Source organism: Flavobacterium azizsancarii (assembly GCF_027980145.1).
GTDB lineage: Bacteria > Bacteroidota > Bacteroidia > Flavobacteriales > Flavobacteriaceae > Flavobacterium > Flavobacterium azizsancarii.
Genome location: NZ_JAMZNK010000010.1, coordinates 17,426 through 41,275 on the forward strand (window position 1 = coordinate 17,426; position 23,850 = coordinate 41,275).

Sequence of the window (23,850 nt, forward strand, 5' to 3'; positions counted from 1 at the left end):
TCCTAAATAACTTTTTAAAAAGTACAAGTCCAATATGTCCTGCATTTTGGACTTTTTTTATATATTTAAATTCTATAATTTTAGTCGAGAATCATTTTAGATTTCGGACTGAAGTTTTTATATTTTTCCAGATTAACTATACGAATTCAAATATCTCTTAAATGAAAAAATTAATTCTCTTATTTACTTTCCTCTTTATTGGAGTTTCATCTTTTGCCCAAAAAACAGAATACGAGACGAAATCAAATATTCAATACTACAACCCGGCAATTAATAAAACTGATAGCTATATAAATGAAAGATGTGTTCTTGATATTTATTACCCTAAAAACACAAAAGGTTTTGCTACAATAGTTTGGTTTCACGGAGGAGGATTGACCGGCGGGAGCAAAGAAATCCCTGAAGCTCTAAAAAACAAAGGGTTTGCGATTATTGGAGTCAATTACAGATTATCACCAAAGGTAAAAGCTGCAAAAGCTATCGAAGATGCAGCTGCTGCAGTTGCCTGGGCTTTTAACAACATTGCAAATTACGGCGGAGACACTTCTTCAATTTTTGTTTCAGGACATTCTGCAGGAGGATATTTAGGTTTAATGATTGGTCTGGATAAAAAATGGCTGCAAAAAGAAGAAATCGACGCTAATAAAATCGCAGGACTTATCCCATTTAGCGGTCAATGCATTACTCATTTCGAAATTAGAAAAGAAAACGGAATTCCTGATACAACACCAACTATTGATGCTTTCGCACCTCTTTTTTATGTTCGTGCTGATGCTCCGCCACTTTTATTAATTACCGGAGATCGCGAATTAGAGATGTTAGGACGATATGAAGAAAATGCCTACATGGCACGTATGATGAAATTAGTCGGTCACAAACAAACCAAACTTTATGAACTTGACGGTTACGGACACGGAATGACTGAACCTGGATTTCCGCTGCTTGTAAAAGAGGTAAACAGAATCCTAAAAGAAAATAAAAAATAATCTTTAAATAAATCCACGGCAATGGAAACACAATTATTAATACTACCCGGGCTTGGAAATTCAGGCGAAAAACACTGGCAAACATTCTGGCATAAAAAGTTTAAAAACTCAATTCGTTTAGTTCAGGACAATTGGGACGAACCTGTTTGTAAAGAATGGCTCGAAAGATTAAATGAAGAAGTTGCAAAACTCAATGAACCAACGATTTTGGTTGCGCATAGCTTAGCTGTTTCTTTAGTTTTGCATTGGGCGGGCTCAAATACCAACAAAAACATCATAGGCGCTTTATTAGTAGCTCCTGCTGATGTTGATTCACCTCAACATACTCCTGAATCTGTTCGGAATTTTTCTCCAATGCCCGTTTATAAATTACCATTTCCTTCAATAGTTGTCGCAAGCGAAAATGATCCGTACGCTTCTTTTGAAAGAAAAGAATATTTTGCCAAAATGTGGGGAAGCGATTTCGCAAACGTAGGTCAGCAAGGACACATCAATTCTGACTCTGACTTAAAATACTGGGAAGCAGGTCAGTTGATTTTACAGCAGTTAATTGAGAAAATTTCTTAGTTTTCAGTTGCGGTCTTCAGTCTCAGTTTTCAGTCTGGAGGTTAATTAACCGCAAATTTCACAGAGATTTTACGCAAAGTTCACAAAGTTTCTTTTGAAGGTTTGTGAACTTTTGCCTGATTAAAGGTCACAAAGCTGGGCTTAAAAAATAATTCGTGTGAATTTGTGTAATTCGTGGCGAAAATTAACCGCAAAATCAAAATTATTTTAATTCTTTAATCCCGATAGCTATCGGGAGTGGCAAACTGAAAACTGTGACAGAAAACTAACCAATCCTAAGTCCATTTTCAATCTTAAAATCAGGAGCCAATAAAATAACATCTCCCTCCTCGCCTACAGCACCAAGAACAAGACATTCGCTCATAAATTTTCCTATTTGCTTTCTGGGAAAGTTTACAACCGCCACAATTTGTCTGTTTACTAAGTCTTCTTTTTGATAACGTTTGGTAATTTGTGCCGATGATTTTCTAATGCCAATTTCAGCGCCAAAATCAATCGTTAGCTGATATGCCGGTTTTCTTGCTTCGGGAAAATCATTTACTTCTATAATGGTTCCGACACGCATATCGGTTCTCTCAAATTCATTCCAGGTTAAATCCATTTACGTTTTCATAATGTTGAATTACAAACCTATTAATTTTGTAATTATTACAACTAATTCTATAACCGTTTTTTTTAGTTCTACTTCTAAATTTACGTATCACTGAGTAAAGTAACACTAAAAAAGATATAGAAATGGAAAACACTATCCTAAATACCGACCAATCCCTGAGAGATTTTGAATTTGATATCCAGGAATTAAACACTGATAAATACATCGAAACTGCAAAAAATGTAAAGCTTTATGTAAAGGATTACGGAAAAGGAAAACCTGTTATTTTGATTCACGGCTGGCCTCTTTCGAATGAAATGTGGGAATATCAGGTTGATTTTTTGGTACAGAACAACTATAGGGTAATTGTGTATGACCGCCGTGGTTTTGGTAAATCATCTCAACCTTATGACGGATATGATTATGATACTTTGACTGATGACTTAAAAGAAATTATTGACCAGCTAAAATTAGAAAACGCAACTCTTGTAGGATTTTCAATGGGTGGTGGCGAGGTTGTTCGCTACTTTAGCCGTCATGGTGGAAAAGGAGTAACAAAAGCTGCCTTAATATCTTCTGTAGTTCCATTTTTACTACAGACAAGCGACAATCCTGACGGACATCCAAAGGAAAAAAGCGAAGCAACAGCAAATGCAATCAAAGAAGACAGAATAGGTTTTGTGGATAATTTTGGAAAAACTTTTTTCGGAATCAACATCATCAACAAACCTCTAAGCACTCCATTACTTGAATATTACAGAGCATTATGTTCATTTGCTTCTCCTCGTGCTACACTAAAATGTGCCGAATCATTTTCTTATACTGATTTTAGAGAAGAGTTAGATTTTATAAAAGTCCCAACGTTAATCATTCATGGAGACGATGATAAAATCGTTCCAATTGAACTAACCTCTGAAAAATCTGCAAAAGCCATTCGCGAAAACACTTATATCGTTTACGAAGGCGCTCCACACGGATTATTCTATACCAACAAAGATAAACTGAACACTGATTTATTGAATTTTTTGAATTCATAAAATACTACTATATAAATCCAAAGAAACTTATGAGCTTTGTTAAAGTTTCTTTGGATGTTTTTTTTTAATCCTGTAAACTTTCTTTTACAAGAATATTAAAGCTATTTTTGAAGATCTTATCTCTATAAAAATGGCACAAACCTCTTCAAATATAATTCCGCTTGGAACAATTGCACCAAAATTCAAATTAAAAGATGCGAATTCTAACAATGAATATTCGTTTGATGATTTGAAAGGATCAAAAGGTACATTAGTGGTTTTTATCTGTAATCATTGTCCGTTTGTACTTCATGTTATCAACGAAATCGTAATGATTGCAAATGATTATCGCGTTCAGGGAATTGGAGTTATTGCCATTTCGAGTAATGATATCGAAAAATATCCGCAAGATTCTCCTGAATTAATGACTGAATTTGCTTTTGAAAATAAAATCGATTTTCCGTATTTATTTGACGGGACCCAGGAAGTTGCCAAAGCCTACAATGCTGCATGTACTCCTGATTTTTATTTATTCGACAATCAGGATCGTTTATTCTATCATGGTCAAATGGATGATTCAAGACCCGGAAACGGAATTTCGTTAAGCGGAAGTGATCTTCGTAGTGCTATTGATGCGCTCATTTATAACCGAAGTTTAAAAGAACCACAAAAGCCAAGTATTGGCTGTAGTATTAAATGGAAATAAACAAATTAGAAGTATTTCAAAAAGTTTACCTATCTTTGCAGATCAATTAATTATTCTCATTGTGAGCACTATAAACCTAATTACAGTTTTTATGTTGTTGTTTTCTCTTACGAGAAGACCAATTACTGCTGTATTTATTTCACATAGTAAGGCCTTTATTAATTAGGCCTCCGTCTATTCCAATTTCTTCTTTCAGGCGGAGGATTTATACCACGATTTAATCATTTATTTTATTTGAAAGAGTAAATTCTCTCTCAAATGATTTTTTGGTTTTTTCAATCAAAAGTTTCCAAAACATACATTATTTTAAATTTCAACTGTACCTGTACAATTTGAAACAACAATTATGTATTTATAAGCCTGTAAAGAAATACACTAAAAAACACTTACGCATTAATAATAATATAAAAACATATTTATGAAACCAACACCCACTTTCTGTAAAACAGATTATCATTTCTTAAGAGAATTGATATTAAAAAGTAAAAATTCAACAAATGCAAAAGAAGCCAATCAGCTTTCACAAGAGTTAGATCGCGCTGTAATTAGCAAAGAAAGCGAATTAGACAACTCGATTATAAGAATAAATTCATACGTCACTATCGAAGATGTAAAAGCAAAAAAGCAAATGAAAATTAAAATCGTTTTACCTTCATTTGCTGATGTAAAACAAAGTAAAATTTCAATTCTTGCTCCTTTGAGTGTTGCTATAATTGGATTTAAGGAAAATGACGAGGTCGATTGGGAACTACCGGCTGGAATAAAGACTCTAAAAATAGTTGCGGTTAGTAATATAGCCGAAGACAATTCTTAACCTTTTTTAAACACCTCATTCGTGAAGGTGTTTTTTTATGCCCTATTTAAAAACAAAAAAACTATCCAATAATAGTTACTGAATAGTTTTTATAAATCTACAAAAGAACTTCTTACAATTGAGAAGTTATATAATTTGATATCGAAGCCATCTGGGTATCATCCAACTTCGCTTTTTTCTGCATCCTTGCTAAAATTGGTTTCCACTCTTGCTCAGTAAATTTCTTTGCGTCATATAATTTATGACATCTTGCACAACTGTTCTCGTATAAGTTTTTACCTTCTTCCAATTCAGGTGTTAATACTACAGTTTTAGCAGTTTCGGTTACAGGTACTGTTGACGCAGTAGAAGCATTCTTTTGGGTTCCGCAAGAAACTAAAAGTAATACCGCAGCAGTTAGAATTAAGATTTTTGATTTCATTGTTTTGCTTTAATTTATAAGTAAATATAAAAAAATCCCATATGCCTTGACATACGGGATTCTAATTTAAAACAATACTAAATTGTCTCTATATTTCTTATTTTACTTCCATTAATTCAACATCGAAAATCAAAGTTGCATTTGGCGGAATAACTCCTCCAGCTCCGGCAGCCCCGTAAGCTAAGTCAGAAGGAATTACAAAACGAGCTTTGTCTCCTACTTGCAATAAAGCAACACCTTCATCCCATCCTTCGATAACCTGTCCCTGACCTAATCTAAATTCGATTGGTTTTTTACGTGGATAAGATGAATCAAAGACTTTTCCGTTTTCTAAAGAACCTTCGTAATGAACTGCAACTGTTTTACCAGCTTCTGCTTGTTTACCTTCTCCTTTTTGAATCATTTTATAACGTAAACCACTTTCTGTTTTTTCAAAACCAGCAGCTAATTGTTCCATTTTTGCTTCAGACTCTGCTTTTAAAGCTGCATCTCTTTTTAGACGAGCACCTTTTAAACCAACAAAAGCTTCGATAGCATTAAATTTTTCTGCTTCTTCTCCAACTCTGATAATTTCTACATTTTCAAGAGCATCGCCTTGTGCAACAGCATCAACGATATCCTGTCCTTCGATTACATGACCAAAAACAGTATGTTTTCCGTCTAACCAAGAAGTTGGAACGTGAGTAATGTAAAATTGAGAACCGTTACTTGCAGGTCCTGAATTTGCCATTGCTAAAACTCCCGGACGATCGTGTTTTAAACTTGGGTGAAATTCATCATCAAATTTATAACCAGGATCACCAGTTCCTGTTCCTTTTGGGCATCCACCCTGAATCATAAAATCAGGAATTACTCTATGAAATGTTAATCCGTCATAGAATTTTTGTCCTTGAGGTTTTACTTTATTTTCCATATTTCCTTCTGCAAGAGCTACAAAATTCCCTACGGTTCCTGGTGTTAAATCGTGAGTTAGTTTTACTAAAATCGAACCTTTGCTTGTATTGAATTTAGCGTATATTCCGTTTTCCATTGTTATTATTTTTTATTTAAATGCAAATTTACAAAATTAATTTTATATCATTTTGCGTGAAAAATACAAGTATCTTTAATTACTGAATTTTCGAGATTGATAACCGAAATTTTAGTCCCTTCATCAAAATCACATGTACGCTTCACTATTTTCCCGTAAGGTATATTCTTTAAAAATATCGTATCATTTCTAAGAACTGTATTTTGATTAAAGACTATGATATCACCCAATCCGCATGGAATCCCGCATTTCCAAACATATTCTTTTATTTCATTGTCAGAAAGTGTTTTTTGGCAACTTAAAATCAAAAACAAACTAGCAATTGCCGTTATTATTTTCATCTTAAACTTTATTTTTAGACTTTACTTTATAAGTAAGTCCGTATACTAATAATGATAATACTGATAAAGCAACACACCCAATTGTTACAGCATGCCATCCGCCTAATTTCCACAAAAACAATCCGTAAGCTGATCCTGCTGCTGTTCCTAAAAAGCTAAATGACATAAATACGGTATTTAATCTGTTTCTGGCTTCGGGAAGCAACGAGTATACCCGGGTTTGATTAGAAATATGAACGCCCTGGATTCCTATATCAATAAATACGATTCCGATAGCAATTCCGATTACGCTTTCTACTGAAAAATAAAAAACCAGAAAGCTTATCAAAATCAACAAGCAACCGTAGCCCACAGCAACTCTAGATCCTCCTTTATCACCAAGTTTACCCACTAAAGGCGCTGCTAAAGCTCCTGATGCACCAACAATCCCGAATAAACCGATTGTTGCACTATTATAATGAAAAGGTTCTCCTGAAAGCAATAAAACCATTGTGGTCCAGAAAGCACCAAATTGAGCAAAACTAAATACATTTATGATTGTCGCTTCTCTTAAAATTGGTTGTGTTTTTATAAGTGTAAAAAGGGATTTAATTAATTCTCCATAACTTCCCTTAAACTGAGGTTTATTAACCGGAAATTTATTCTGAATAACAAAAAAGATCAAAAGACAAATTCCTGAAGCGATATAAAACATTGATCTCCATCCTAAATACTGACCAATGAACCCGCTTAAAGTTCTTGAAAGCAAAATACCAACAAGTAATCCGCTCATGATTGTTCCCACTACTTTACCCCGTTGTTCGGGCGCACATAATGAAGCGGCCAAAGGCAAAATAAGTTGTGGTACAATTGAAGTAATTCCGATTAATAAGGAGGCAATCTGTAAAAGAAAAAAGCTTTTAGCCGTAGCTGCCAGAATCAAGGCAATTACAGAAGCAAAAGTGGTCATTAAAATTTGTTTTTTTCTTTCAATTTTATCGCCTAAAGGAACCATAAAAAACAACCCAATCGCATAACCTGCCTGAGTAAGATATGTTATTGTTCCAGCGCTGGCTTCGGGAATTTTAAATTCGTTGGCAATTAAAACAATTAGAGGTTGGCAGTAATACAGATTTGCAACTATAAGTCCAGTGCAAGCTGCCATAAATAAGACATTCGTTTTGGATAAATTCATTTTGCAAAAATACCATCAATATTTAATCTAAACTTATAATTAAAGTTATTTTTTTTATAAAATCTGTGTAAATCTGCATCTTTGCAATAGAGAATCTGCACCATTAATTTTCTGGAAATTGACGCTGCTTAATCCCATTCGTTATCGCAAAAACACGGATACTTAATGATTTTCTTTATTTAATTCTATTTTAAAAAATCTTCTCTGGCAGGGCTAAAAACATCAGTCAAAAATCCGCTTTCTAAACAAACTACTCCATGAATTGCATGAGGCGGAATGTAGAAACTGTCTCCTTCTTTTAAGGTTTGAGTTACGCCATTTATAGTTACATCAAATTTACCACTCGAAACATACGTTACTTGCGTATGATAATGTTCGTGCAAAACACCAATTCCGCCTTTTTCAAAATGAACGTTCACCAACATCACTCTGTCGTCGTATGCCAGAATTTTGCGTTTGATTCCTTCACCAACCACTTCCCACTCTATTTCATCCCCTTTTATAAATTCTTTGCTTGTTCCGAAAGTTTGCATATCTGTTTTTTAATTGAATTGGTACAAAAATAATACTTTTAGATGATTTTATTTTTAAATCAATTTTTTAGAAATAAAACCACTGCTTGTTTTTATAGATTCAAAAGCATCGGGATTATAATTATTCTCCTGTTCTACAAAAAAATGTTTCATTCCGGATTGTTTTGCTTCCTTAAAAATAGTTCTAAAATCAATAGAACCGGAACCTATTTCTGTGTTTAAAGCCTGATTTGCCTTGTCCATATCTTTTACATGCCACAATTTAAAACGTCCCTGGTTTGCTGCAAACAATTTTAGCGGATCATTTCCTGAACGAACAACCCAATACAAATCCAATTCAAAATAAACCAAATCCTTATTAGTTTCTTTTAAGAGAATTTCATAACCTGTAATCCCATCATGTTTCTGAAATTCAAAATCATGATTGTGATAAGCTATTTTTAAACCTGCGGCTGCACACATTTTCGCCGCTTCATTTATTCGGGCTGCAATATTTTTATAATCCTGAATATTTCTCCTGAAAGACTCATCTAACCATGGAATTGTCAAAAATTCACTTTTTAGAACCTTTGCCGCTTCTATCGCAGCAATTAATTCTGATGTATTTCCATCATACAAAAAACTTCCCAGATTATAATGTCCGCTAATCGCTTTGAGCCCGTTTTTGTCCAGTATCTTCTTTAATTCGATTGGCGTAACACCCCAAAACTGATCTTTAATCGAAAAACCATACGTTTCTACAGTTGTAAATCCGGCAGCGGCAACTTTTTCAAAAGTTAACCCCACATTTTTAGGGAGTTCATCCCGTAATGTATATAATTGCAAACCAATTTCTTTTTTATCCATAGTAAAAGCTAATGATGGCAAAGTCATAACTAATGTCGTAGCCAGACCTGTATTTAGTATAAATTTTCTCCTTGTAATCATTCGTTCATTTTAAAAATCCGGAAATAAAATTAATCTATTTAAATCAATCTTAAACCTCTATAAATTGTTTTTCGAAATTACATATAAAATCCTGAAGAGCAACTTCCGTTTCTTCGCTTACAATTTCCCCCTCTTCATTAATTTTTCCGCGAATTCCCTGTATCAAAAGTCTGGTTTCATCCTCGAATTTAGCTTCAAGGGTTTTCATTATTAATGTCAATTGCTCATGTCCCATTTCTCCCGAAGCCGAAGCCGTTATCAAACCCGTCTTTTTATCTGAAAAAATAATAGTCGAAACACACCACTCTAAAGCATTTTTTAAACTTCCGGGTATGCTAAAAACATATTCCGGAGTGCAAATTAGAACTCCGTCGGCCTCACTAATTTTATCCCTGAATTCTTTGACTTCTTTGGGCGCATCATCATTATCTAAATCCGGATTAAAATGAGGAAGACCAGCCAGATCTTCAAAAATTTCAATTTTAAATTCGGTTTTTATATTTTCCGAAATATATTTTAGAATTTTGTAATTACTAGAATTTCTTCTTGTACTTCCCGTTATGGCGAAGATTTTTATTGTTTCTTTTTGCATTTTACTTAATTACGTCTCTATCTTTTTTCATTAACTGAAATCCATCGGTTAAATTGTTTCTTATAAAATATTTCTCTAAATCTTCCAGTCTTTTTTTATTATCGTATTGTATACATGAATTTAGTTTTTGCTGACAAACAGAACACAATCGAATAGTATTTTTATCTGTTTCATACATGCTATTAGTCCCATTCATTACACAGTTTGCCGTAATACAATGATGCAGGCCAAACATATGTCCAATTTCATGAGAGCTTATTTTAAGCAATCGTGATAAACACAAATCAAAATTTTCAGACGTCAATTCCCCGTCTTGTAATCTATAAATTGAACTCACGCCAATCTTATCGTGATAAGAAGCCAAACCAAAAACATAATTCCATTCAGGTTTAGGATATAAATCAAGTTCTGAAAGCCCCATTAACGCAATTCTCTTTGATGGCTTTTGCTCTTTTAAAACATCTGTTAAAAGATAACCTGCCAATAATTGTTCATGACCATCCATCATTCTTCTGGCAGAATTTGGAACCACATCATTAGAAATAGGATCTAAAGTTTTTGTTTTTAATTGAAAGTAGATTTCTAAATATTCATTGGCAAGCTTAATTTGCTTTTTTTGTAAAGTATTAAAATTTCCAATAGGCAGTATATAAATAATATTAGAATCTTCTGCTGGAATTATATGTTTAGACCTAAAATATTGTTCAAAAGTTTGTCCTTTTTCTTTACGGGAATACAACCAATCTCCATAAACAGGTTCAGCCAATTTAACGTCATTGCTTTTGATTTGCCCAAAATATGGTGCTTGTTCAGGAATTTGTTTAGGTGTTGCTTTGGTAATTGCTTTTGTTTTTTCTTTATTGCAGGAACAAAATAATACAAGCAGGAAGAAGATTATTTTTTTCATTTATTTTCTGGTATGTATTAATAAAAAACAATTTTAAATTAATTCCTTAAAAATAAACTTTTCCTCATAATCAATTTCAAATTTTTCAAGAAAGTCAATATACTCCTCTCTGAAAGTTCTCTTTTTATGGTGTAGTTCCTGATTTTCAATATAACTAATTACGGCAGTCAATTGTGATTTACTATATGAAAATGCGCCATAACCTTCCTGCCATTCAAAGTGACATTCTAGAAATCTACTATTATTAATCCACTTTGAAGAATCTTGTTTTATATTTTTCATTAAATCAGAGATAGATTGTGCTGGCCTTATTCCAATTAAAATATGAACATGGTCAGAAATACCATTGATTGCTAAAAGTTTATGATTATTATTTTTTATAATTCCTGCTATATATTTATAGAGTTCTTCTTTCCACTCTTTATTAATTATACCTTGTCTAAATTTTACTGCGAAAACAAAATGAATGTGTATTTGAGTATATGTATTTGCCATTACTATGTAGTCCCTATGGGACAATTTTAATTTGTATTTTTTTTCTACCAACATATAATTCCTGACGGAATAATAATACATTGAGCATATTTTTAAAATCAGTATAGCTTAAGAAAAAAACTATAAACATATAATTTCTAGCAGAATAGCAAATACATAAATCATTCTTTTCGATGTTCCGTTAGGAACAAAATATCGGTAACTAAAATAAGCTGACCAACATATCATGTCCCGTAGGGACTATACATAAGTACCTTTACACATTTAATCCTAACTTTCATCTTCCTCGAAATTATCGAAATATATAGTCCCTAACGGGACAATTTTGATTTGCAATTTTTTTTCTATTAACATATAATTCCTAACGGAATAATAATACATTGAGCATATTTTTAAAATTTCTTTAGCTTAAGAAAAAAACTGTAAACATATAATTTATAGCAGAGTAGCAAATACATAAATCATACTTTTTGATGTTCCCCTAGGAACAAAATATCGGTAACTAAAATAAGCTGACCACCATATCATGTCCCGTAGGGACTATACATAAAATTTACTCCTCGCCATCCTCAAAATTATCGAAATACGTAAAATCTTTAGTAATTAATGCGTTTTCTATTGTGAAAATAGTACAAATAGGCAATTCAAACTTTGAATTATCCGGTGCAGTTCCGGTCGAAACAAACTCTACAATAATATGCTTTTCTCCAGAAGGGTAAATTTGAATTACCTTATCATTCAAATCCGGAAAAACTTTATTCAATTCCGCATATTTATCTTCAATCTGTTTTCGGGTTTGTTTTACAATTCCCTGTCCTAAAGAAGGATCTTTAAAATCAGCAGTTTCGGTATACATTTCCGACATCTTTTTCCAATCATGCTTATTAAAATACTCAAAATATTGTTTGATTAATTTTTCATTCTTTGAAGTTTCCATAGGTTTTGGCTGGTTTTGATTATTACACGAGATAATTACAAAAATTATAACAAGTACCATTATTTTTCTCATAATTTTTATTTTAAATCATTACGAATCAGATAATAAAGAATTTAAATATAATAAAATGATTAGAGATTACAATAAAAAATCGCAACCTCATCTGGCAATAATAAATGTAAAATAATTACTTTACAGCAATCTCTTGTGGCGTCATTTGCTGTTTATCTATTTTATACAAATAAATTTTCCCATCATTATTGGCATATATATAAGTATAAATCCAATGATTAGGACCGGCAATTCTGGATCCTTCATCATTATTGGCGTTCGCATAAACCTGCTGTCCATAGATAAGAATTTCTCCTTTTTCAGCATTGTTCAAAGTACGTATTGGAGGTCCCCAGGTCTTTATAAGATTTTTTTTAGATTGGCCAATCCATTTATCACTCGAATTTTTATTTGTAGAACATGCATATAAAACTGACAAAATAGTCAAAAGTAAAAGTTTCTTCATAAGATCACTGTTTTTTAAAGTTATATCCTCATTTTAAACAGTTAAACAAGGATTACACTAACAATATTAGCCGAAATTAACTAGAAAATATTTACACAAAATCATTTTAATATTATATAATTATTACTAATTAAATACAATGTTAGCAATCAATTTTGAACTACAATTTTATGCGGACAGACGTACTTGCACCATTTTTAAATCTTTAAAATTCTCAAATATTAACTTTGTATCTTTGCCGCTTAGAACTATTGAACAAAAAAAAATGCGAATTGACATTGTAACGATTTTGCCTGAACTTTTAAGAAGTCCTTTTGAAGCTTCGATTATGAAACGTGCCATAGACAAAGGTCTTGTCGAAGTACATTTTCATAATTTACGAGATTACACTACAAACAAACAAAAAAGTGTCGACGATTATCCCTTTGGAGGTGGCGCCGGAATGGTAATGACTGTTCAACCCATTGATGCTTGCATCACACATCTAAAAAGTGAGCGTGAATACGACGAGATAATCTATATGTCGCCTGACGGAGAAACTCTGAATCAAAAAATGGCCAATACAATGTCGATGTATGAAAACATTATCATTTTATGCGGACATTATAAAGGTGTAGATCAACGTGTTCGTGATCACTTTATTACTAAGGAAATTTCGATTGGCGATTATGTTTTATCCGGAGGAGAATTAGGCGCTCTGGTTTTATCTGATGCTTTAATCCGATTAATTCCGGGTGTTTTAAGTGATGAAACATCTGCATTGACAGATAGTTTTCAGGATAATTTACTTTCAGGACCTATATATACAAGACCCGCAGATTATAAAGGATGGAAAGTTCCTGATGTTTTAACAAGCGGCCATTTTGCCAAAATTGATAAATGGCGCGAAGATATGGCGTATGAACATACTAAAAACAGACGACCAGATCTTCTCGAAGGACAAGATTAGTTTCAGGTTTTTGGGTTATTTTTGTTTCAGGTTTCTTAAAACCTAAATTCAAATTTAAAACCAATAAAACTTTAACTTTATCTAACTGAAAATTAGAAACCTAGCTTTAAATTTTATATTGCAAATTTAATTATAAAGTCTAAAAACTTTAAACAAGAAAAACTTTAAACTTTAAACTTTTTTTTTATCTTTGCACCCGAATTAGACTAACCTCTGGCGAGATCCGTGAATGTTGCTCTATACAAAAACCATAATTACAAGATATCATGGCAGATTTAATGAAATTCGTTCAAACCGAATTAGTTGCTAAAAAAGATTTCCCTGTTTTCGGAGCTGGAGATACTATCACAGTTTACTACGAAATTAAAGAGGGTGAAAAAACAAGAACTCAGTTTTTTAAAGGAGTTGTTATTCAAAGAAGAGGTTCTGGTAACACAGAAACTTTTACTATCCGTAAAATGTCTGGAGCTGTTGGAGTTGAGCGTATCTTCCCAGTAAACTTACCAGCTTTACAGAAAGTTGAAATCAACAAAAAAGGAGCTGTTCGTAGAGCTAGAATTTTCTACTTCAGAGAACTTACTGGTAAAAAAGCTAAGATTAAAGATAAAAGAAGATAATCATTTATCGATTTGTTATAAAAAAGCTCGTTTCATTTATTTGAAACGAGCTTTTTTTTGTGCCTGATTTTTAAAATTTTCAGGAGCTAATCCCGCTATTCGTTACAATCTTTTGCTTTTTAAAGAAAAAAGCAAAAGGATTTCCACTTCTATCGGGGCTAAGGCAATCATTTACATAAAAGCTTTTTAGTATTGATAATTAGAACAATGCGAACCAAGAATTGAAATGTGCCGTTAGGCACTAAATATTGGTAGATAATATACATTAGAAATACGGGCGTGCCGTAGTTACGCAACAAAATCGTAACTATTGCGTACCTACTGCACGCTAGATTTATTACGATTTTTATTAACTACCAATATTTAGTGCCTAACGTGAGGGATAGAAGTGGAAAGCCCACAGCATGACGAAGGAAGTGCGAGGACTTGCAGCGGATAGCCCGAGCCGCCTCTTTCGGCGGGACACGCCCAAAATAAAAAAACCGACACTTATTAAAGCATCGGTTTGTATTTTAATGAAAAATTGATATTCTATTTATTCAATAGTTTTTCTAAATATTCGATTTTATCTTTTTCAGCTTGCAGTAAACGCTCGTAAAGCTTTTCTTTTTCCTGAAAAGTTTCAATTAATTTATCCAATGGATTGAAAGTACAATGATTATTTGCAAAATTACCATTATTGATACTATTGTCTTGGAAACTATTAAAATAACTAATCATATTTTCTTCTGAAAAACTTTTAATTGCTTCAACGGTTACGCCAAGTGCTTTTGCAACTTCTGCAAGTTTTTGTTCGTCTATAGTTTCACTATTTTCAATAGCAGATATAGCTTGTTGGTTTGTTCCTAAAGCTTGTACCAAAGCTTCCTGTTTCATATCACGAAGTTCACTAATACGGCTAATTTTTCGCCCTATATGATTTGGTTTTATAAGTGTGCTCATAATTCAAAGAAATGATTAAGCTTAATAATAAACAACAAGTAAAAAACATATTAAACAATGTATTTCACATTTGTTATATGTTTATTGCATTTGAGTCAAAAATACAACTTTTCAGACAAAAACCACCAAAGCTAAAATGGATTTTTATAACTTTCAGCCTTTTCCTCTTTCGGAATCTTTCACTTTTACCTCTGATTCATCAAAACCATAATTTTTTAGGATCAAAATAATCGATTTGACAATTTAACGACCTCGAAATAACAATCTGATAATTTCAGTTTTTCTCCGGAATACTACACCGTTTTCGAACTGTTTTTATTATATTTGCTCCGCTCATTCTGAGCCGACTATACCTTTTACATCGCTACATCTTGGCGATACGATTATAAAAAAAAAAAAAAAAATGACACAGAATTCAAAAATCTATTACACCTTAACTGATGAGGCGCCATTGTTAGCGACTTATTCTTTTTTACCTATTGTTCAGGCATTTACTGCTACAGCTGGTATTGCAATTGAAACGAGAGACATCTCTTTGGCAGGTAGAATTTTATCAAATTTTCCTGATGTTCTTACAGATGCTCAAAAAACTGGAGATGCTTTGGCTGAATTGGGTCAATTAGCGACACAACCTGAAGCTAATATCATCAAATTACCAAATATTTCTGCATCAGTACCACAATTAAAAGCTGCAATTGCAGAATTACAGTCTCACGGTTACAAAATTCCTAATTTCCCGGAAGATCCACAAAATGATGCTGAAAAAGAAATTAAAGCTAAATATGCTAAAGTTTTAGGTTCTGCTGTAAATCCTGTTTTACGTGAAGGTAACTCTGACCGTAGAGCTCCAAGAGCAGTTAAGAACTTTGCAAAAGCAAATCCACACTCAATGGGTGCATGGTCTGCTGATTCTAAAACAAAAGTAGCTTCTATGCCTGATGGTGACTTTTACGGAAGCGAAAAATCACTTACTGTAGCAGAAGCAAATGATGTAAAGATCGAATTCGTAGCAAAAGATGGCACAACAACTGTTCTTAAAGCAAGTACTCCGCTTAAGGCAGGTGAAATAATCGACAGTTCTGTAATGCATTTAAAAGCTCTAAAAAGCTTTGTTGCTGACGCTATTGCTGATGCTAAAAAAGAAGGAGTTTTACTTTCTGTGCATTTAAAAGCTACAATGATGAAAGTTTCAGATCCAATTATCTTTGGCGCTATCGTTGAAGTATATTTTGCTGATCTTTTTACAAAATACGCCACTTTATTCTCTGAATTAAATATAGATACAAGAAACGGTTTAGGTGATATCTACGCAAAAATTGCGGGAAGACCTGAGCAAGCTGCTGTCGAAGCTGACATTACTAAAGCGATCGAAAACGGACCAGCTCTTGCAATGGTAAATTCTGATAAAGGAATTACAAACTTACACGTTCCATCTGATGTTATTGTTGATGCTTCTATGCCGGCAATGATTCGTACTTCTGGACAGATGTACAATAAAGAAGGGAAACAACAAGATACAATCGCTGTTATTCCGGATCGTGCTTATTCTGGAATTTATACTGCAACTATCGATTTCTGTAAAAAACACGGTGCTTTTGATCCAAAAACAATGGGAAGTGTTCCTAACGTAGGTTTGATGGCTCAAAAAGCTGAAGAATACGGATCTCATGACAAAACTTTCCAGGTAAAAGCGGACGGAGTTGTTCGTGTAGTTGATAATAAAGGAACTGTGTTAATGGAGCAGAACGTTGAGGCTAATGACATTTTTAGAATGTGTCAGGCTAAAGACGCTCCTATTCAGGACTGGGTTAAACTAGCTGTAAACAGAGCTCGTTTATCTGATACTCCTGCTGTTTTCTGGTTAGACGAAAACAGAGCGCATGACAGAGAATTGATCGTAAAAGTTCAAAAATATTTAAAAGATTACAATACCGTAAATCTAGATATCCGTATCCTTAACCCAATTGCTGCAACTGAATTTACTTTAGACAGAATCATCAAAGGTTTAGACACTATCTCTGTAACAGGAAACGTTTTACGTGATTACTTAACTGATTTATTCCCAATTTTAGAATTAGGAACTTCAGCTAAAATGTTATCAATCGTTCCGTTAATGAATGGTGGTGGATTGTTTGAAACTGGTGCTGGAGGTTCTGCCCCAAAACACGTTGAGCAATTTACAGAAGAAGGATATTTACGTTGGGATTCATTAGGAGAATTTCTTGCTCTTGGTGCTTCTTTAGAGCATTTAGGACAAACTTTAGACAACTCTAAAGCAATTGTTTTATCTGAAACTTTAGATGAAGCAAACGATAAATTCTTAGCAAACGATAAATCTCCTGCCCGTAAAGTAGGTCAGATCGACAATCGTGGTTCTCATTTCTATCTTGCTTTTTATTGGGCACAAGCTTTGGCAGCTCAAAATAAAGATGCTGAATTAAAAGCGATCTTTACTCCTATTGCTGCTCAATTTGAAGCTAACGAAACAAAAATCAATGATGAACTAATTGGTGCACAAGGAAAACCTCAAACTCTTGGTGGTTATTACCAGCCAACTCCTGATTTAGTAAGCAAAGCAATGCGTCCTAGTACAACATTTAACGCAATTGTTGCTGAAATAAAATAATAAGATTTTAAGGACAATCAAATAAAGACGCAACACTATTCGTCTCTAGAGAGAAACCTTTGAACCTTCATAAAAAGACAACTTTAAACGGTTGTCTTTTTTTTGCCTTTCAGAATAATCTATCGAGAATTTATAAGCAAACTAATTAAAGGATCAAAAGCCTGTAACAATAATAGAATATTCTTAACTAATGTTTAACAATCGTTACGCATTAATATTTAGTAAGAATTATTAACTATGTGCTTCAAATACAAGACAATGATTACAAAAAAAATTGGCATTATTCTCATCTTCCTATTAACAACTTTAACTTCATTTTCTCAGGAAAAATTTACTTTAAGCGGAACAATCACTGACTTTAAAAACAACGAAACTTTAATTGGCGTAAATGTTTACATTCCTGCTTTAAAAATAGGAACAACCACCAACGAATATGGTTTTTATTCTCTAACGGTTCCTAAAGGCGAACATGAAATTGAAATTAGTTATGTGGGGTACCAGACAATCCACAAAAAAGTTATCTTAAATCAAAATACAAAAACAAATTTTGGGATAAAGGAAGGTGGCGAAGAGCTTCAGGAAGTTGTAATAAAAGACAACAGAGGCAAAATCAATATCAAGTCGCCTGAAATGAGTGCCAATAAACTCTCTATTGCTGCCATAAAAAAAATGCCCGTTGTTATGGGGGAAGTCGATGTCCTTAAATCGATTTTACTACTTCCGGGAGTAACGAATGCAGGCGAAGGTGCTTCTGGATTTAATGTTCGTGGTGGTGGAGCTGATCAGAATTTAATTTTATTAGACGAAGCAACGATCTTTAACTCTTCTCACGTTTTTGGTTTTTTCTCTGTTTTTAATCCTGATGCTATAAAAGATTTAAAATTATACAAAGGCGGAATTCCCGCTCGATATGGCGGAAGGGCTTCATCTGTATTGGATATTTATCAAAAAGACGGAAATAGTAAAGAATTCCATGTAAATGGAGGAATTGGATTAATTTCAAGCCGACTTCTTGCTGAAGGTCCAATTGTAAAAGACAAAGGTTCTTTCTTAATTGGAGGAAGAGCTTCATATGCCCATTTATTCCTGAAACTGTCAGAAAAACAAAAAGACAACTCGGCCTATTTTTATGATTTAAACACAAAATTAAGTTATAAACTAAACGACAATAACAGTTTGTATTTATCCGGTTACTTTGGTCGTGACGTGTTCAGCCTGAACAAAAGTTTTACGAATATCTACGGAAACTCTACTTTGAACCTGCGTTGGAATCATTTATATTCTGATAAATTGTTTGCGAATCTATCCTTAATTTACAGTGATTACTATTATGGTCTTGATCTGGATTTCGTAGGTTTCAAATGGGATTCGGGAATCAAAAATTACAACATCAAATATGATTTCAAGAACTATATTTCTGATAAATTCAAATTAAACTATGGTGTAAACGGAATCTATTACGAATTCAATCCCGGAACTATTAAACCAAGTAATGAAACTTCAGGAATCAACCCGGACCAATTAGATCGAAAATATGCTTTTGAGCCCTCTGTTTATATAGAAGCAGAAAATCAAATTTCGAAAAAGATTACGATTTCTTACGGATTGCGTTACAGTTTATTTTATCGTTTAGGAGCTTCGACAATTAATTATTACGATAATAATGAACCTGTGATCTTCAATACTGACATGCAGATTTACGAAAAAGCAATACCAACATCTACCAAATATTTTGGCAAAAACAAGGAAATTCAAAATTACAATAATTTAGAACCCCGTTTTTCTGCTTCTTACCAACTAAATGATGATCAATCGATTAAGGCCAGCTATAACCGAATGGCGCAATACCTTCAATTAATATCAAACACCTCATCTCCTACTCCTCTTGATGTCTGGATGCCAAGTGACAATTATATCAAACCACAAATTGCAGATCAGGTGGCATTGGGTTATTTTAGAAACATAAATAACGGCGCGTATTCTGTAGAAGTTGAAACGTATTACAAGAAAATTCAAAACAGACTGGATTATATCGATGGTGCTGATTTGATTGCCAATGACGCTATCGAGCAAGTAATCCTAAACGGAAGAATGCGTTCTTACGGGGTTGAATTTATGCTGAAAAAGAATGAAGGCAAACTAAACGGTTGGATCTCTTATACGCTGTCAAAATCACAACAACAAACGCCGGGAAGAACTCCTGAAGAAACAGGTATCAATAATGGACAATGGTACAGTTCTGCTTATGATAAAACACATAATTTAGCAGTGACAGGTGCTTATACTTTAAACGAGAAATGGTCTTTTGGTGCTAACTTTGCGCTACAATCCGGTCAGCCTGTTACGTATCCAAACGGTCAGTACGAATATTTAGGAATTACGGTTCCTAGTTATGGATCAAGAAACGAAAATCGCCTGCCTGCGTATCACCATTTAGATGTTTCGGCAACTTTAACGCCTAGAAAAAACAAAGACAGAAAACTGAAAGGCGAATGGGTTTTTAGCATTTACAACTTGTATAATCGCCATAATGCCGCTTCGATCAATTTCCGTCAGAACGTTGATACAGGTGCAAATGAAGCAGTACAAACTTCTATTTTTGGGATGGTTCCTGCGGTTAGTTATAATTTTAAATTTTAAGAATCATTTTCTTCAAAAAGGAAACAAAAAATATATCATGAAAAAAGCGACCTTATTCTTTGTACTTTTATTTTCGATTTTCTTTACCAGCTGCGAAGAAGTTGTCGACGTTGATCTCGATACTGCTCCGCCAAAATTGGTAATCGAAGCTGCTATAAACTGGCAAAAAGGAACATCAGGAAAACAGCAAACTATAAAACTGAGTACAACGACCGGTTATTTCGAAAATGTGATTCCGACAGTTTCCGGGGCAACCATTTTTATAAAAAACAGCCACAACGACCAATTCAATTTTATAGAAGTAACCAAAACAGGAAGATATGTTTGCACCAACTTCAACCCGGTAATTGACGAGACTTATACTTTGACTGTCATCAACAAAGGAATTACTTATACAGCCACTGAAATAATGAAATCTGTTGCGCCAATAACCCGTATAGAACAAAATAACGAAGGTGGTTTTACAGGAGATGAAATCGAAATCAGAGCATTTTATAACGATCCTCCGGATGCTGATAATTTCTACTTATACAAATACGGCTACTCAAATAAAGTGACCTCGACCTATTATGTGGGTGAAGATAAATTCTTTCAGGGAAATGAGTATTTTAGTAAATCAGATGATGATGATTTAAAAATTGGAAATGAAGTCGAAATCACACATTACGGAATCTCAAAACAATATTATAATTATATGAGCATTTTAGTAAGTATTGCGGGAAGTAATGTTGGCGGACCATTTCAATCCCCACCCGCTACGGTAAAAGGAAATATCATCAACACAATAGATAAGGCCAATTATCCGTTAGGTTATTTTTCACTTAGCGAAACAGATTATAAAAAATACACTATTCAATAATCAGTACAATGGAAGCCCGAATTGAAATATTACCAGAAAAAAAATTAATTGGTAAACATATCGTAATGTCGTTTATCGAAAATAAAACATTCCAGTTGTGGAGTTCTTTTATGCCAAAACGTAAAGAGATCAAGAATTCGATTGACTCTAATTTATATTCGCTTGAAGTTTTTCCTGATGGACATTTTAATAATTTTGATCCTAACAACAGCTTCCAAAAATGGGCAGCTGTCGAAGTTTCTGATTTTGATAAAGTCCCGCCAGAAATGGAAACTTTAATTATCCCAACCGGATTGTACGCAGTCTTTGTTCATAAAGGCCCACAAAGCGAAGGACACAAAACTTATCATTCTATTTTTGTCGAATGGCTACCCAATTCAAGATATACCGTAGACGAACGACCGCATTTTGCAGTAATGGGTGATCAATACAAAAAAGAAGATCCGGATTCTGAAGAAGAAATCTGGATTCCGATAACGCCTAAAGCTTAACTTTTTTGCCACAGATTTTAATGATTAAACACAGATTATCAAAACAATAACATTATTATTAAATCGTACTAAGTTCCATTTATAATTATTTTAATTAAAAGAAATCCGGATTAATCATTAAAATCTGTGGCAAAAAAAAAAAAAAAAAACGTTATGCTAATTGAAACCTTAAAATCTCTTTTCAACCGAGATCTCCACCAATTAAAAGTCGAGATAGAATTGTATCATGATGAAAGCAAACTTTGGGCAATTGATAAAGGTATTTCAAATTCCGGAGGAAATCTTTGTTTACATCTTATCGGGAACATCAATACTTATATTGGAGCCGAAATAGGCAAAACAGGTTATGTCCGTGATCGTCCTTTAGAGTTTTCCTTAAAAGATATTCCAAAAACTGAGCTAATTACCAAAATTGACGACACTATTCTGGTCGTAAATAATACGCTTGACAGTTTAACCGAAGATGATCTGGAAAACATTTATCCACAAATTGTGTTCGAAAAAGAGATGACAACAGGATTCTTTTTAGTGCATCTCTCCACACATTTGGCCTATCATTTAGGACAAATCAATTACCATCGAAGGCTACTTTAAGTTTTTAGTCTCAGTTTACAGTAAGCACCGAGACTGAAAACTGCGACTGAAAAAAACCTCAACATATGTACAGGTTTAGAAGTTAGAATTAAGCAAACTTTGCAAATAATTAATTCAATATTTCGAAAACATGAAACATTTACTTTTTAGCCTATTTTCACTTTGCGCGTTTACTACAAAAGCACAAACATTCAAAAATCCAGAATCCCTATTCGATCCAACTCCTTATGGATTTAGTCACGCATCATCGGTTTCTGCTCCTGGAGAATTGGTTTACATTTCAGGGCAAAGTGGCGGAGCAGGAAAAGAACATACATTAAGTAATAATTTTAGAGAGCAAACTCAGATTGCCTTACAAAACATAGTCACGGTTCTCGATAGCTACAAACTAAAACCGGAGAATATTATAAAAATAACCATTCTGATTGTAGATCATTCTCCTGAAAAACTAAAAATATGGAACGAAGAAATCAGAAAAGTTTGGAAAAACAATCCATTTCCGGCAAGTACTTTAATTCCCGTTCCTAAATTAGCTATCGACGGAATGCTAATCGAAGTTGATGCTATCGCTTTCAAGGCAAAATAAAAAAATTTCACCATTAAGATATTAAGAAAGTTAGGTTGCTATTCTAAAAAGCAAACCATTTGAAAATTCTTTTAATCTTAATAATCTGTGGTAAAAAAAATACAACCATTAGGATATTAAGCCAGCCAACTAAACTTTCTTAATCTCTTAATGGTAAAATAAAAAACTTATAACTTTCGTACCTTTGCAGCACATTTCAAATCAAAAATCTAAATGTCTTCACACCATATCGTACGCGACGACCAGGAACCCGCTTTAATTATTGCCAACGGAGCAGCATGTAATCCTGAATTATTAGGACAATTGCTCGAATGGTCGCCACTTGTGATCGTATTGGATTCTGCCATGGAAAGAGTTGTTGAATTAGGTATAAAAGTCGATGTACTTTTAGGAGATTTCGATCATGGCTTTGATCCTGAAATCTACAAAACATCTCAATATCCAATAGAAATTGTACACACTCCGGATCAGGACAAAACCGATTTAGAGAAAGCTTTCGATTATTTAATCGCGCGAAAAATCCCTGCCGTAAACGTAGTTTGGGCCACGGGAAAACGCGCCGATCATACCATTACAAACCTTACTAATATCGTTCGTTACCGCAATCTGATTAAAATTGTTATTCTCGACGATCATTCTAAAATATTCTTGCTGCCTAACAAATTCGAGAAATGGTACACCGCAAAAACACCTATTTCTTTGATTCCCATTGGTGTTGTCAACGGAATTAATTCTACCAATTTACTATATCCTCTAAAAGACGATACCTTAACAATTGGTTATCGAACCGGAAGCAGCAATTCTGTTCTTCAGGACGGTTTAGTCAGCATTACCCATAACGAGGGCGATTTATTGTTGATGGAGTGCATGGATTAAAAAAAATTTTGTTTCACGCAGATTATAGAAGATCAAATTTTGAATGATCATCTGTGTACATCAGCTAAATTATTTTAAAATCTGCGAGAAAAATTAGCACATAGAAACATAGTTT

27 protein-coding genes are annotated in these 23,850 nt (G+C 33.5%); 14 read left to right on the plus strand and 13 right to left on the minus strand.

The window, feature by feature from the left end; all coding sequences use genetic code 11:
* The first annotated feature begins 161 nt into the window (after window positions 1–161).
* Together NJT12_RS08285 and NJT12_RS08290 are read left to right on the plus strand one after the other, a co-directional pair.
* A complete protein-coding gene (locus NJT12_RS08285) occupies window positions 162–986 on the plus strand; it encodes an alpha/beta hydrolase (protein WP_271335411.1) in 825 nt (274 codons plus the stop codon).
* 21 nt (window positions 987–1,007) lie between these two features.
* Window positions 1,008–1,553, plus strand: a complete 546-nt coding sequence (locus tag NJT12_RS08290) for an RBBP9/YdeN family alpha/beta hydrolase (protein WP_271335412.1) — start codon at window positions 1,008–1,010, stop codon at window positions 1,551–1,553.
* 265 nt (window positions 1,554–1,818) lie between these two features.
* Here the strand turns inward: NJT12_RS08290 and NJT12_RS08295 are convergent, their stop codons facing one another.
* Window positions 1,819–2,154, minus strand: a complete 336-nt coding sequence (locus NJT12_RS08295) for a tRNA-binding protein (protein ID WP_271335413.1) — start codon at window positions 2,152–2,154, stop codon at window positions 1,819–1,821.
* Window positions 2,155–2,288: 134 nt separating this feature from the next.
* Between NJT12_RS08295 and NJT12_RS08300 the strand changes: the two genes are divergently transcribed.
* The 3 genes from NJT12_RS08300 (at window position 2,289) to NJT12_RS08310 (ending at window position 4,681) form a co-directional block, all read left to right on the plus strand.
* A complete protein-coding gene (locus NJT12_RS08300) occupies window positions 2,289–3,182 on the plus strand; it encodes an alpha/beta fold hydrolase (RefSeq protein WP_271335414.1) in 894 nt (297 codons plus the stop codon).
* A gap of 130 nt (window positions 3,183–3,312) precedes the next feature.
* The gene (locus NJT12_RS08305) at window positions 3,313–3,867 is read left to right on the plus strand and encodes a thioredoxin family protein (RefSeq protein ID WP_271335415.1); all 555 of its coding nucleotides are present in this window, start codon (window positions 3,313–3,315) and stop codon (window positions 3,865–3,867) included.
* Window positions 3,868–4,285: 418 nt separating this feature from the next.
* Complete coding sequence (locus NJT12_RS08310) at window positions 4,286–4,681, plus strand: GreA/GreB family elongation factor (RefSeq protein WP_271335416.1); 396 nt, start codon at window positions 4,286–4,288, stop codon at window positions 4,679–4,681.
* Between the two features lie 112 nt (window positions 4,682–4,793).
* Here NJT12_RS08310 and NJT12_RS08315 read toward each other — a convergent pair whose 3' ends face one another.
* From NJT12_RS08315 to NJT12_RS08365, 11 genes are all read right to left on the minus strand, one after another.
* Window positions 4,794–5,102 carry a c-type cytochrome gene (locus NJT12_RS08315; RefSeq protein ID WP_271335417.1) on the minus strand — a complete coding sequence of 103 codons (309 nt, stop codon included), beginning with the start codon at window positions 5,100–5,102 and terminating at the stop codon, window positions 4,794–4,796.
* A 97-nt stretch (window positions 5,103–5,199) separates the two neighbouring features.
* A complete protein-coding gene (locus NJT12_RS08320) occupies window positions 5,200–6,132 on the minus strand; it encodes a peptidylprolyl isomerase (RefSeq protein ID WP_271335418.1) in 933 nt (310 codons plus the stop codon).
* A gap of 47 nt (window positions 6,133–6,179) precedes the next feature.
* A complete protein-coding gene (locus NJT12_RS08325) occupies window positions 6,180–6,473 on the minus strand; it encodes a hypothetical protein (RefSeq protein WP_271335419.1) in 294 nt (97 codons plus the stop codon).
* 1 nt (window position 6,474) lies between these two features.
* A complete protein-coding gene (locus tag NJT12_RS08330) occupies window positions 6,475–7,617 on the minus strand; it encodes an MFS transporter (RefSeq protein WP_271335420.1) in 1,143 nt (380 codons plus the stop codon).
* 215 nt (window positions 7,618–7,832) lie between these two features.
* A complete protein-coding gene (locus NJT12_RS08335; protein ID WP_271335421.1) occupies window positions 7,833–8,180 on the minus strand; it encodes a cupin domain-containing protein in 348 nt (115 codons plus the stop codon).
* Between the two features lie 54 nt (window positions 8,181–8,234).
* Window positions 8,235–9,107: a sugar phosphate isomerase/epimerase family protein gene (locus tag NJT12_RS08340; RefSeq protein ID WP_271335422.1), complete on the minus strand. Its 873-nt coding sequence runs from the start codon at window positions 9,105–9,107 to the stop codon at window positions 8,235–8,237.
* Window positions 9,108–9,156: 49 nt separating this feature from the next.
* A complete protein-coding gene (locus NJT12_RS08345; protein WP_271335423.1) occupies window positions 9,157–9,699 on the minus strand; it encodes an NADPH-dependent FMN reductase in 543 nt (180 codons plus the stop codon).
* Between the two features lies 1 nt (window position 9,700).
* A complete protein-coding gene (locus NJT12_RS08350) occupies window positions 9,701–10,606 on the minus strand; it encodes a Zn-dependent protease (protein ID WP_271335424.1) in 906 nt (301 codons plus the stop codon).
* Window positions 10,607–10,639: 33 nt separating this feature from the next.
* Window positions 10,640–11,101 carry an IS200/IS605 family transposase gene (gene tnpA / locus NJT12_RS08355; RefSeq protein ID WP_271335425.1) on the minus strand — a complete coding sequence of 154 codons (462 nt, stop codon included), beginning with the start codon at window positions 11,099–11,101 and terminating at the stop codon, window positions 10,640–10,642.
* A gap of 553 nt (window positions 11,102–11,654) precedes the next feature.
* Window positions 11,655–12,110 carry a nuclear transport factor 2 family protein gene (locus NJT12_RS08360; RefSeq protein WP_271335426.1) on the minus strand — a complete coding sequence of 152 codons (456 nt, stop codon included), beginning with the start codon at window positions 12,108–12,110 and terminating at the stop codon, window positions 11,655–11,657.
* Between the two features lie 115 nt (window positions 12,111–12,225).
* The gene (locus NJT12_RS08365; RefSeq protein WP_271335427.1) at window positions 12,226–12,555 is read right to left on the minus strand and encodes a hypothetical protein; all 330 of its coding nucleotides are present in this window, start codon (window positions 12,553–12,555) and stop codon (window positions 12,226–12,228) included.
* Between the two features lie 265 nt (window positions 12,556–12,820).
* Between NJT12_RS08365 and trmD the strand changes: the two genes are divergently transcribed.
* Both trmD and rplS read left to right on the plus strand, forming a co-directional pair.
* Window positions 12,821–13,504 carry a tRNA (guanosine(37)-N1)-methyltransferase TrmD gene (trmD, locus tag NJT12_RS08370; protein WP_271335428.1) on the plus strand — a complete coding sequence of 228 codons (684 nt, stop codon included), beginning with the start codon at window positions 12,821–12,823 and terminating at the stop codon, window positions 13,502–13,504.
* A 266-nt stretch (window positions 13,505–13,770) separates the two neighbouring features.
* Window positions 13,771–14,121, plus strand: coding sequence for a 50S ribosomal protein L19 (gene rplS, locus NJT12_RS08375; protein WP_271335429.1), 351 nt, complete (start codon window positions 13,771–13,773; stop codon window positions 14,119–14,121).
* A 531-nt stretch (window positions 14,122–14,652) separates the two neighbouring features.
* Here the strand turns inward: rplS and NJT12_RS08380 are convergent.
* Complete coding sequence (locus tag NJT12_RS08380; protein WP_271335430.1) at window positions 14,653–15,063, minus strand: helix-turn-helix domain-containing protein; 411 nt, start codon at window positions 15,061–15,063, stop codon at window positions 14,653–14,655.
* Between the two features lie 403 nt (window positions 15,064–15,466).
* On the opposite strand from NJT12_RS08380, the gene NJT12_RS08385 reads away from it, so the two are divergent.
* The 7 genes from NJT12_RS08385 (at window position 15,467) to NJT12_RS08415 (ending at window position 23,735) form a co-directional block, all read left to right on the plus strand.
* Complete coding sequence (locus NJT12_RS08385) at window positions 15,467–17,689, plus strand: NADP-dependent isocitrate dehydrogenase (protein WP_271335431.1); 2,223 nt, start codon at window positions 15,467–15,469, stop codon at window positions 17,687–17,689.
* Window positions 17,690–17,947: 258 nt separating this feature from the next.
* The gene (locus tag NJT12_RS08390) at window positions 17,948–20,329 is read left to right on the plus strand and encodes a TonB-dependent receptor (RefSeq protein ID WP_271335432.1); all 2,382 of its coding nucleotides are present in this window, start codon (window positions 17,948–17,950) and stop codon (window positions 20,327–20,329) included.
* 37 nt (window positions 20,330–20,366) lie between these two features.
* On the plus strand, window positions 20,367–21,188 hold the full coding sequence (locus NJT12_RS08395) for a DUF4249 domain-containing protein (protein WP_271335433.1): 822 nt from the start codon (window positions 20,367–20,369) through the stop codon (window positions 21,186–21,188).
* Between the two features lie 8 nt (window positions 21,189–21,196).
* The gene (locus tag NJT12_RS08400; RefSeq protein WP_271335434.1) at window positions 21,197–21,679 is read left to right on the plus strand and encodes a GyrI-like domain-containing protein; all 483 of its coding nucleotides are present in this window, start codon (window positions 21,197–21,199) and stop codon (window positions 21,677–21,679) included.
* 153 nt (window positions 21,680–21,832) lie between these two features.
* On the plus strand, window positions 21,833–22,273 hold the full coding sequence (locus NJT12_RS08405) for a DinB family protein (protein ID WP_271335435.1): 441 nt from the start codon (window positions 21,833–21,835) through the stop codon (window positions 22,271–22,273).
* A gap of 130 nt (window positions 22,274–22,403) precedes the next feature.
* Window positions 22,404–22,859, plus strand: a complete 456-nt coding sequence (locus NJT12_RS08410; RefSeq protein ID WP_271335436.1) for a RidA family protein — start codon at window positions 22,404–22,406, stop codon at window positions 22,857–22,859.
* 213 nt (window positions 22,860–23,072) lie between these two features.
* A complete protein-coding gene (locus NJT12_RS08415) occupies window positions 23,073–23,735 on the plus strand; it encodes a thiamine diphosphokinase (RefSeq protein WP_271335437.1) in 663 nt (220 codons plus the stop codon).
* Window positions 23,736–23,850: the final 115 nt, after the last annotated feature.

Excerpts from the sequence above, each read along its gene's own strand:
- NJT12_RS08285 (WP_271335411.1), top strand. The coding sequence starts at position 162 with ATGAAAAAATTAATTCTCTTATTTACTTTCCTCTTTATTGGAGTTTCA.
- NJT12_RS08290 (WP_271335412.1), top strand. The coding sequence starts at position 1,008 with ATGGAAACACAATTATTAATACTACCCGGGCTTGGAAATTCAGGCGAA.
- NJT12_RS08295 (WP_271335413.1), bottom strand. The coding sequence starts at position 2,154 with ATGGATTTAACCTGGAATGAATTTGAGAGAACCGATATGCGTGTCGGA.
- NJT12_RS08300 (WP_271335414.1), top strand. The coding sequence starts at position 2,289 with ATGGAAAACACTATCCTAAATACCGACCAATCCCTGAGAGATTTTGAA.
- NJT12_RS08305 (WP_271335415.1), top strand. The coding sequence starts at position 3,313 with ATGGCACAAACCTCTTCAAATATAATTCCGCTTGGAACAATTGCACCA.
- NJT12_RS08310 (WP_271335416.1), top strand. The coding sequence starts at position 4,286 with ATGAAACCAACACCCACTTTCTGTAAAACAGATTATCATTTCTTAAGA.
- NJT12_RS08315 (WP_271335417.1), bottom strand. The coding sequence starts at position 5,102 with ATGAAATCAAAAATCTTAATTCTAACTGCTGCGGTATTACTTTTAGTT.
- NJT12_RS08320 (WP_271335418.1), bottom strand. The coding sequence starts at position 6,132 with ATGGAAAACGGAATATACGCTAAATTCAATACAAGCAAAGGTTCGATT.
- NJT12_RS08325 (WP_271335419.1), bottom strand. The coding sequence starts at position 6,473 with ATGAAAATAATAACGGCAATTGCTAGTTTGTTTTTGATTTTAAGTTGC.
- NJT12_RS08330 (WP_271335420.1), bottom strand. The coding sequence starts at position 7,617 with ATGGCAGCTTGCACTGGACTTATAGTTGCAAATCTGTATTACTGCCAA.
- NJT12_RS08335 (WP_271335421.1), bottom strand. The coding sequence starts at position 8,180 with ATGCAAACTTTCGGAACAAGCAAAGAATTTATAAAAGGGGATGAAATA.
- NJT12_RS08340 (WP_271335422.1), bottom strand. The coding sequence starts at position 9,107 with ATGATTACAAGGAGAAAATTTATACTAAATACAGGTCTGGCTACGACA.
- NJT12_RS08345 (WP_271335423.1), bottom strand. The coding sequence starts at position 9,699 with ATGCAAAAAGAAACAATAAAAATCTTCGCCATAACGGGAAGTACAAGA.
- NJT12_RS08350 (WP_271335424.1), bottom strand. The coding sequence starts at position 10,606 with ATGAAAAAAATAATCTTCTTCCTGCTTGTATTATTTTGTTCCTGCAAT.
- tnpA (WP_271335425.1), bottom strand. The coding sequence starts at position 11,101 with ATGGCAAATACATATACTCAAATACACATTCATTTTGTTTTCGCAGTA.
- NJT12_RS08360 (WP_271335426.1), bottom strand. The coding sequence starts at position 12,110 with ATGAGAAAAATAATGGTACTTGTTATAATTTTTGTAATTATCTCGTGT.
- NJT12_RS08365 (WP_271335427.1), bottom strand. The coding sequence starts at position 12,555 with ATGAAGAAACTTTTACTTTTGACTATTTTGTCAGTTTTATATGCATGT.
- trmD (WP_271335428.1), top strand. The coding sequence starts at position 12,821 with ATGCGAATTGACATTGTAACGATTTTGCCTGAACTTTTAAGAAGTCCT.
- rplS (WP_271335429.1), top strand. The coding sequence starts at position 13,771 with ATGGCAGATTTAATGAAATTCGTTCAAACCGAATTAGTTGCTAAAAAA.
- NJT12_RS08380 (WP_271335430.1), bottom strand. The coding sequence starts at position 15,063 with ATGAGCACACTTATAAAACCAAATCATATAGGGCGAAAAATTAGCCGT.
- NJT12_RS08385 (WP_271335431.1), top strand. The coding sequence starts at position 15,467 with ATGACACAGAATTCAAAAATCTATTACACCTTAACTGATGAGGCGCCA.
- NJT12_RS08390 (WP_271335432.1), top strand. The coding sequence starts at position 17,948 with ATGATTACAAAAAAAATTGGCATTATTCTCATCTTCCTATTAACAACT.
- NJT12_RS08395 (WP_271335433.1), top strand. The coding sequence starts at position 20,367 with ATGAAAAAAGCGACCTTATTCTTTGTACTTTTATTTTCGATTTTCTTT.
- NJT12_RS08400 (WP_271335434.1), top strand. The coding sequence starts at position 21,197 with ATGGAAGCCCGAATTGAAATATTACCAGAAAAAAAATTAATTGGTAAA.
- NJT12_RS08405 (WP_271335435.1), top strand. The coding sequence starts at position 21,833 with ATGCTAATTGAAACCTTAAAATCTCTTTTCAACCGAGATCTCCACCAA.
- NJT12_RS08410 (WP_271335436.1), top strand. The coding sequence starts at position 22,404 with ATGAAACATTTACTTTTTAGCCTATTTTCACTTTGCGCGTTTACTACA.
- NJT12_RS08415 (WP_271335437.1), top strand. The coding sequence starts at position 23,073 with ATGTCTTCACACCATATCGTACGCGACGACCAGGAACCCGCTTTAATT.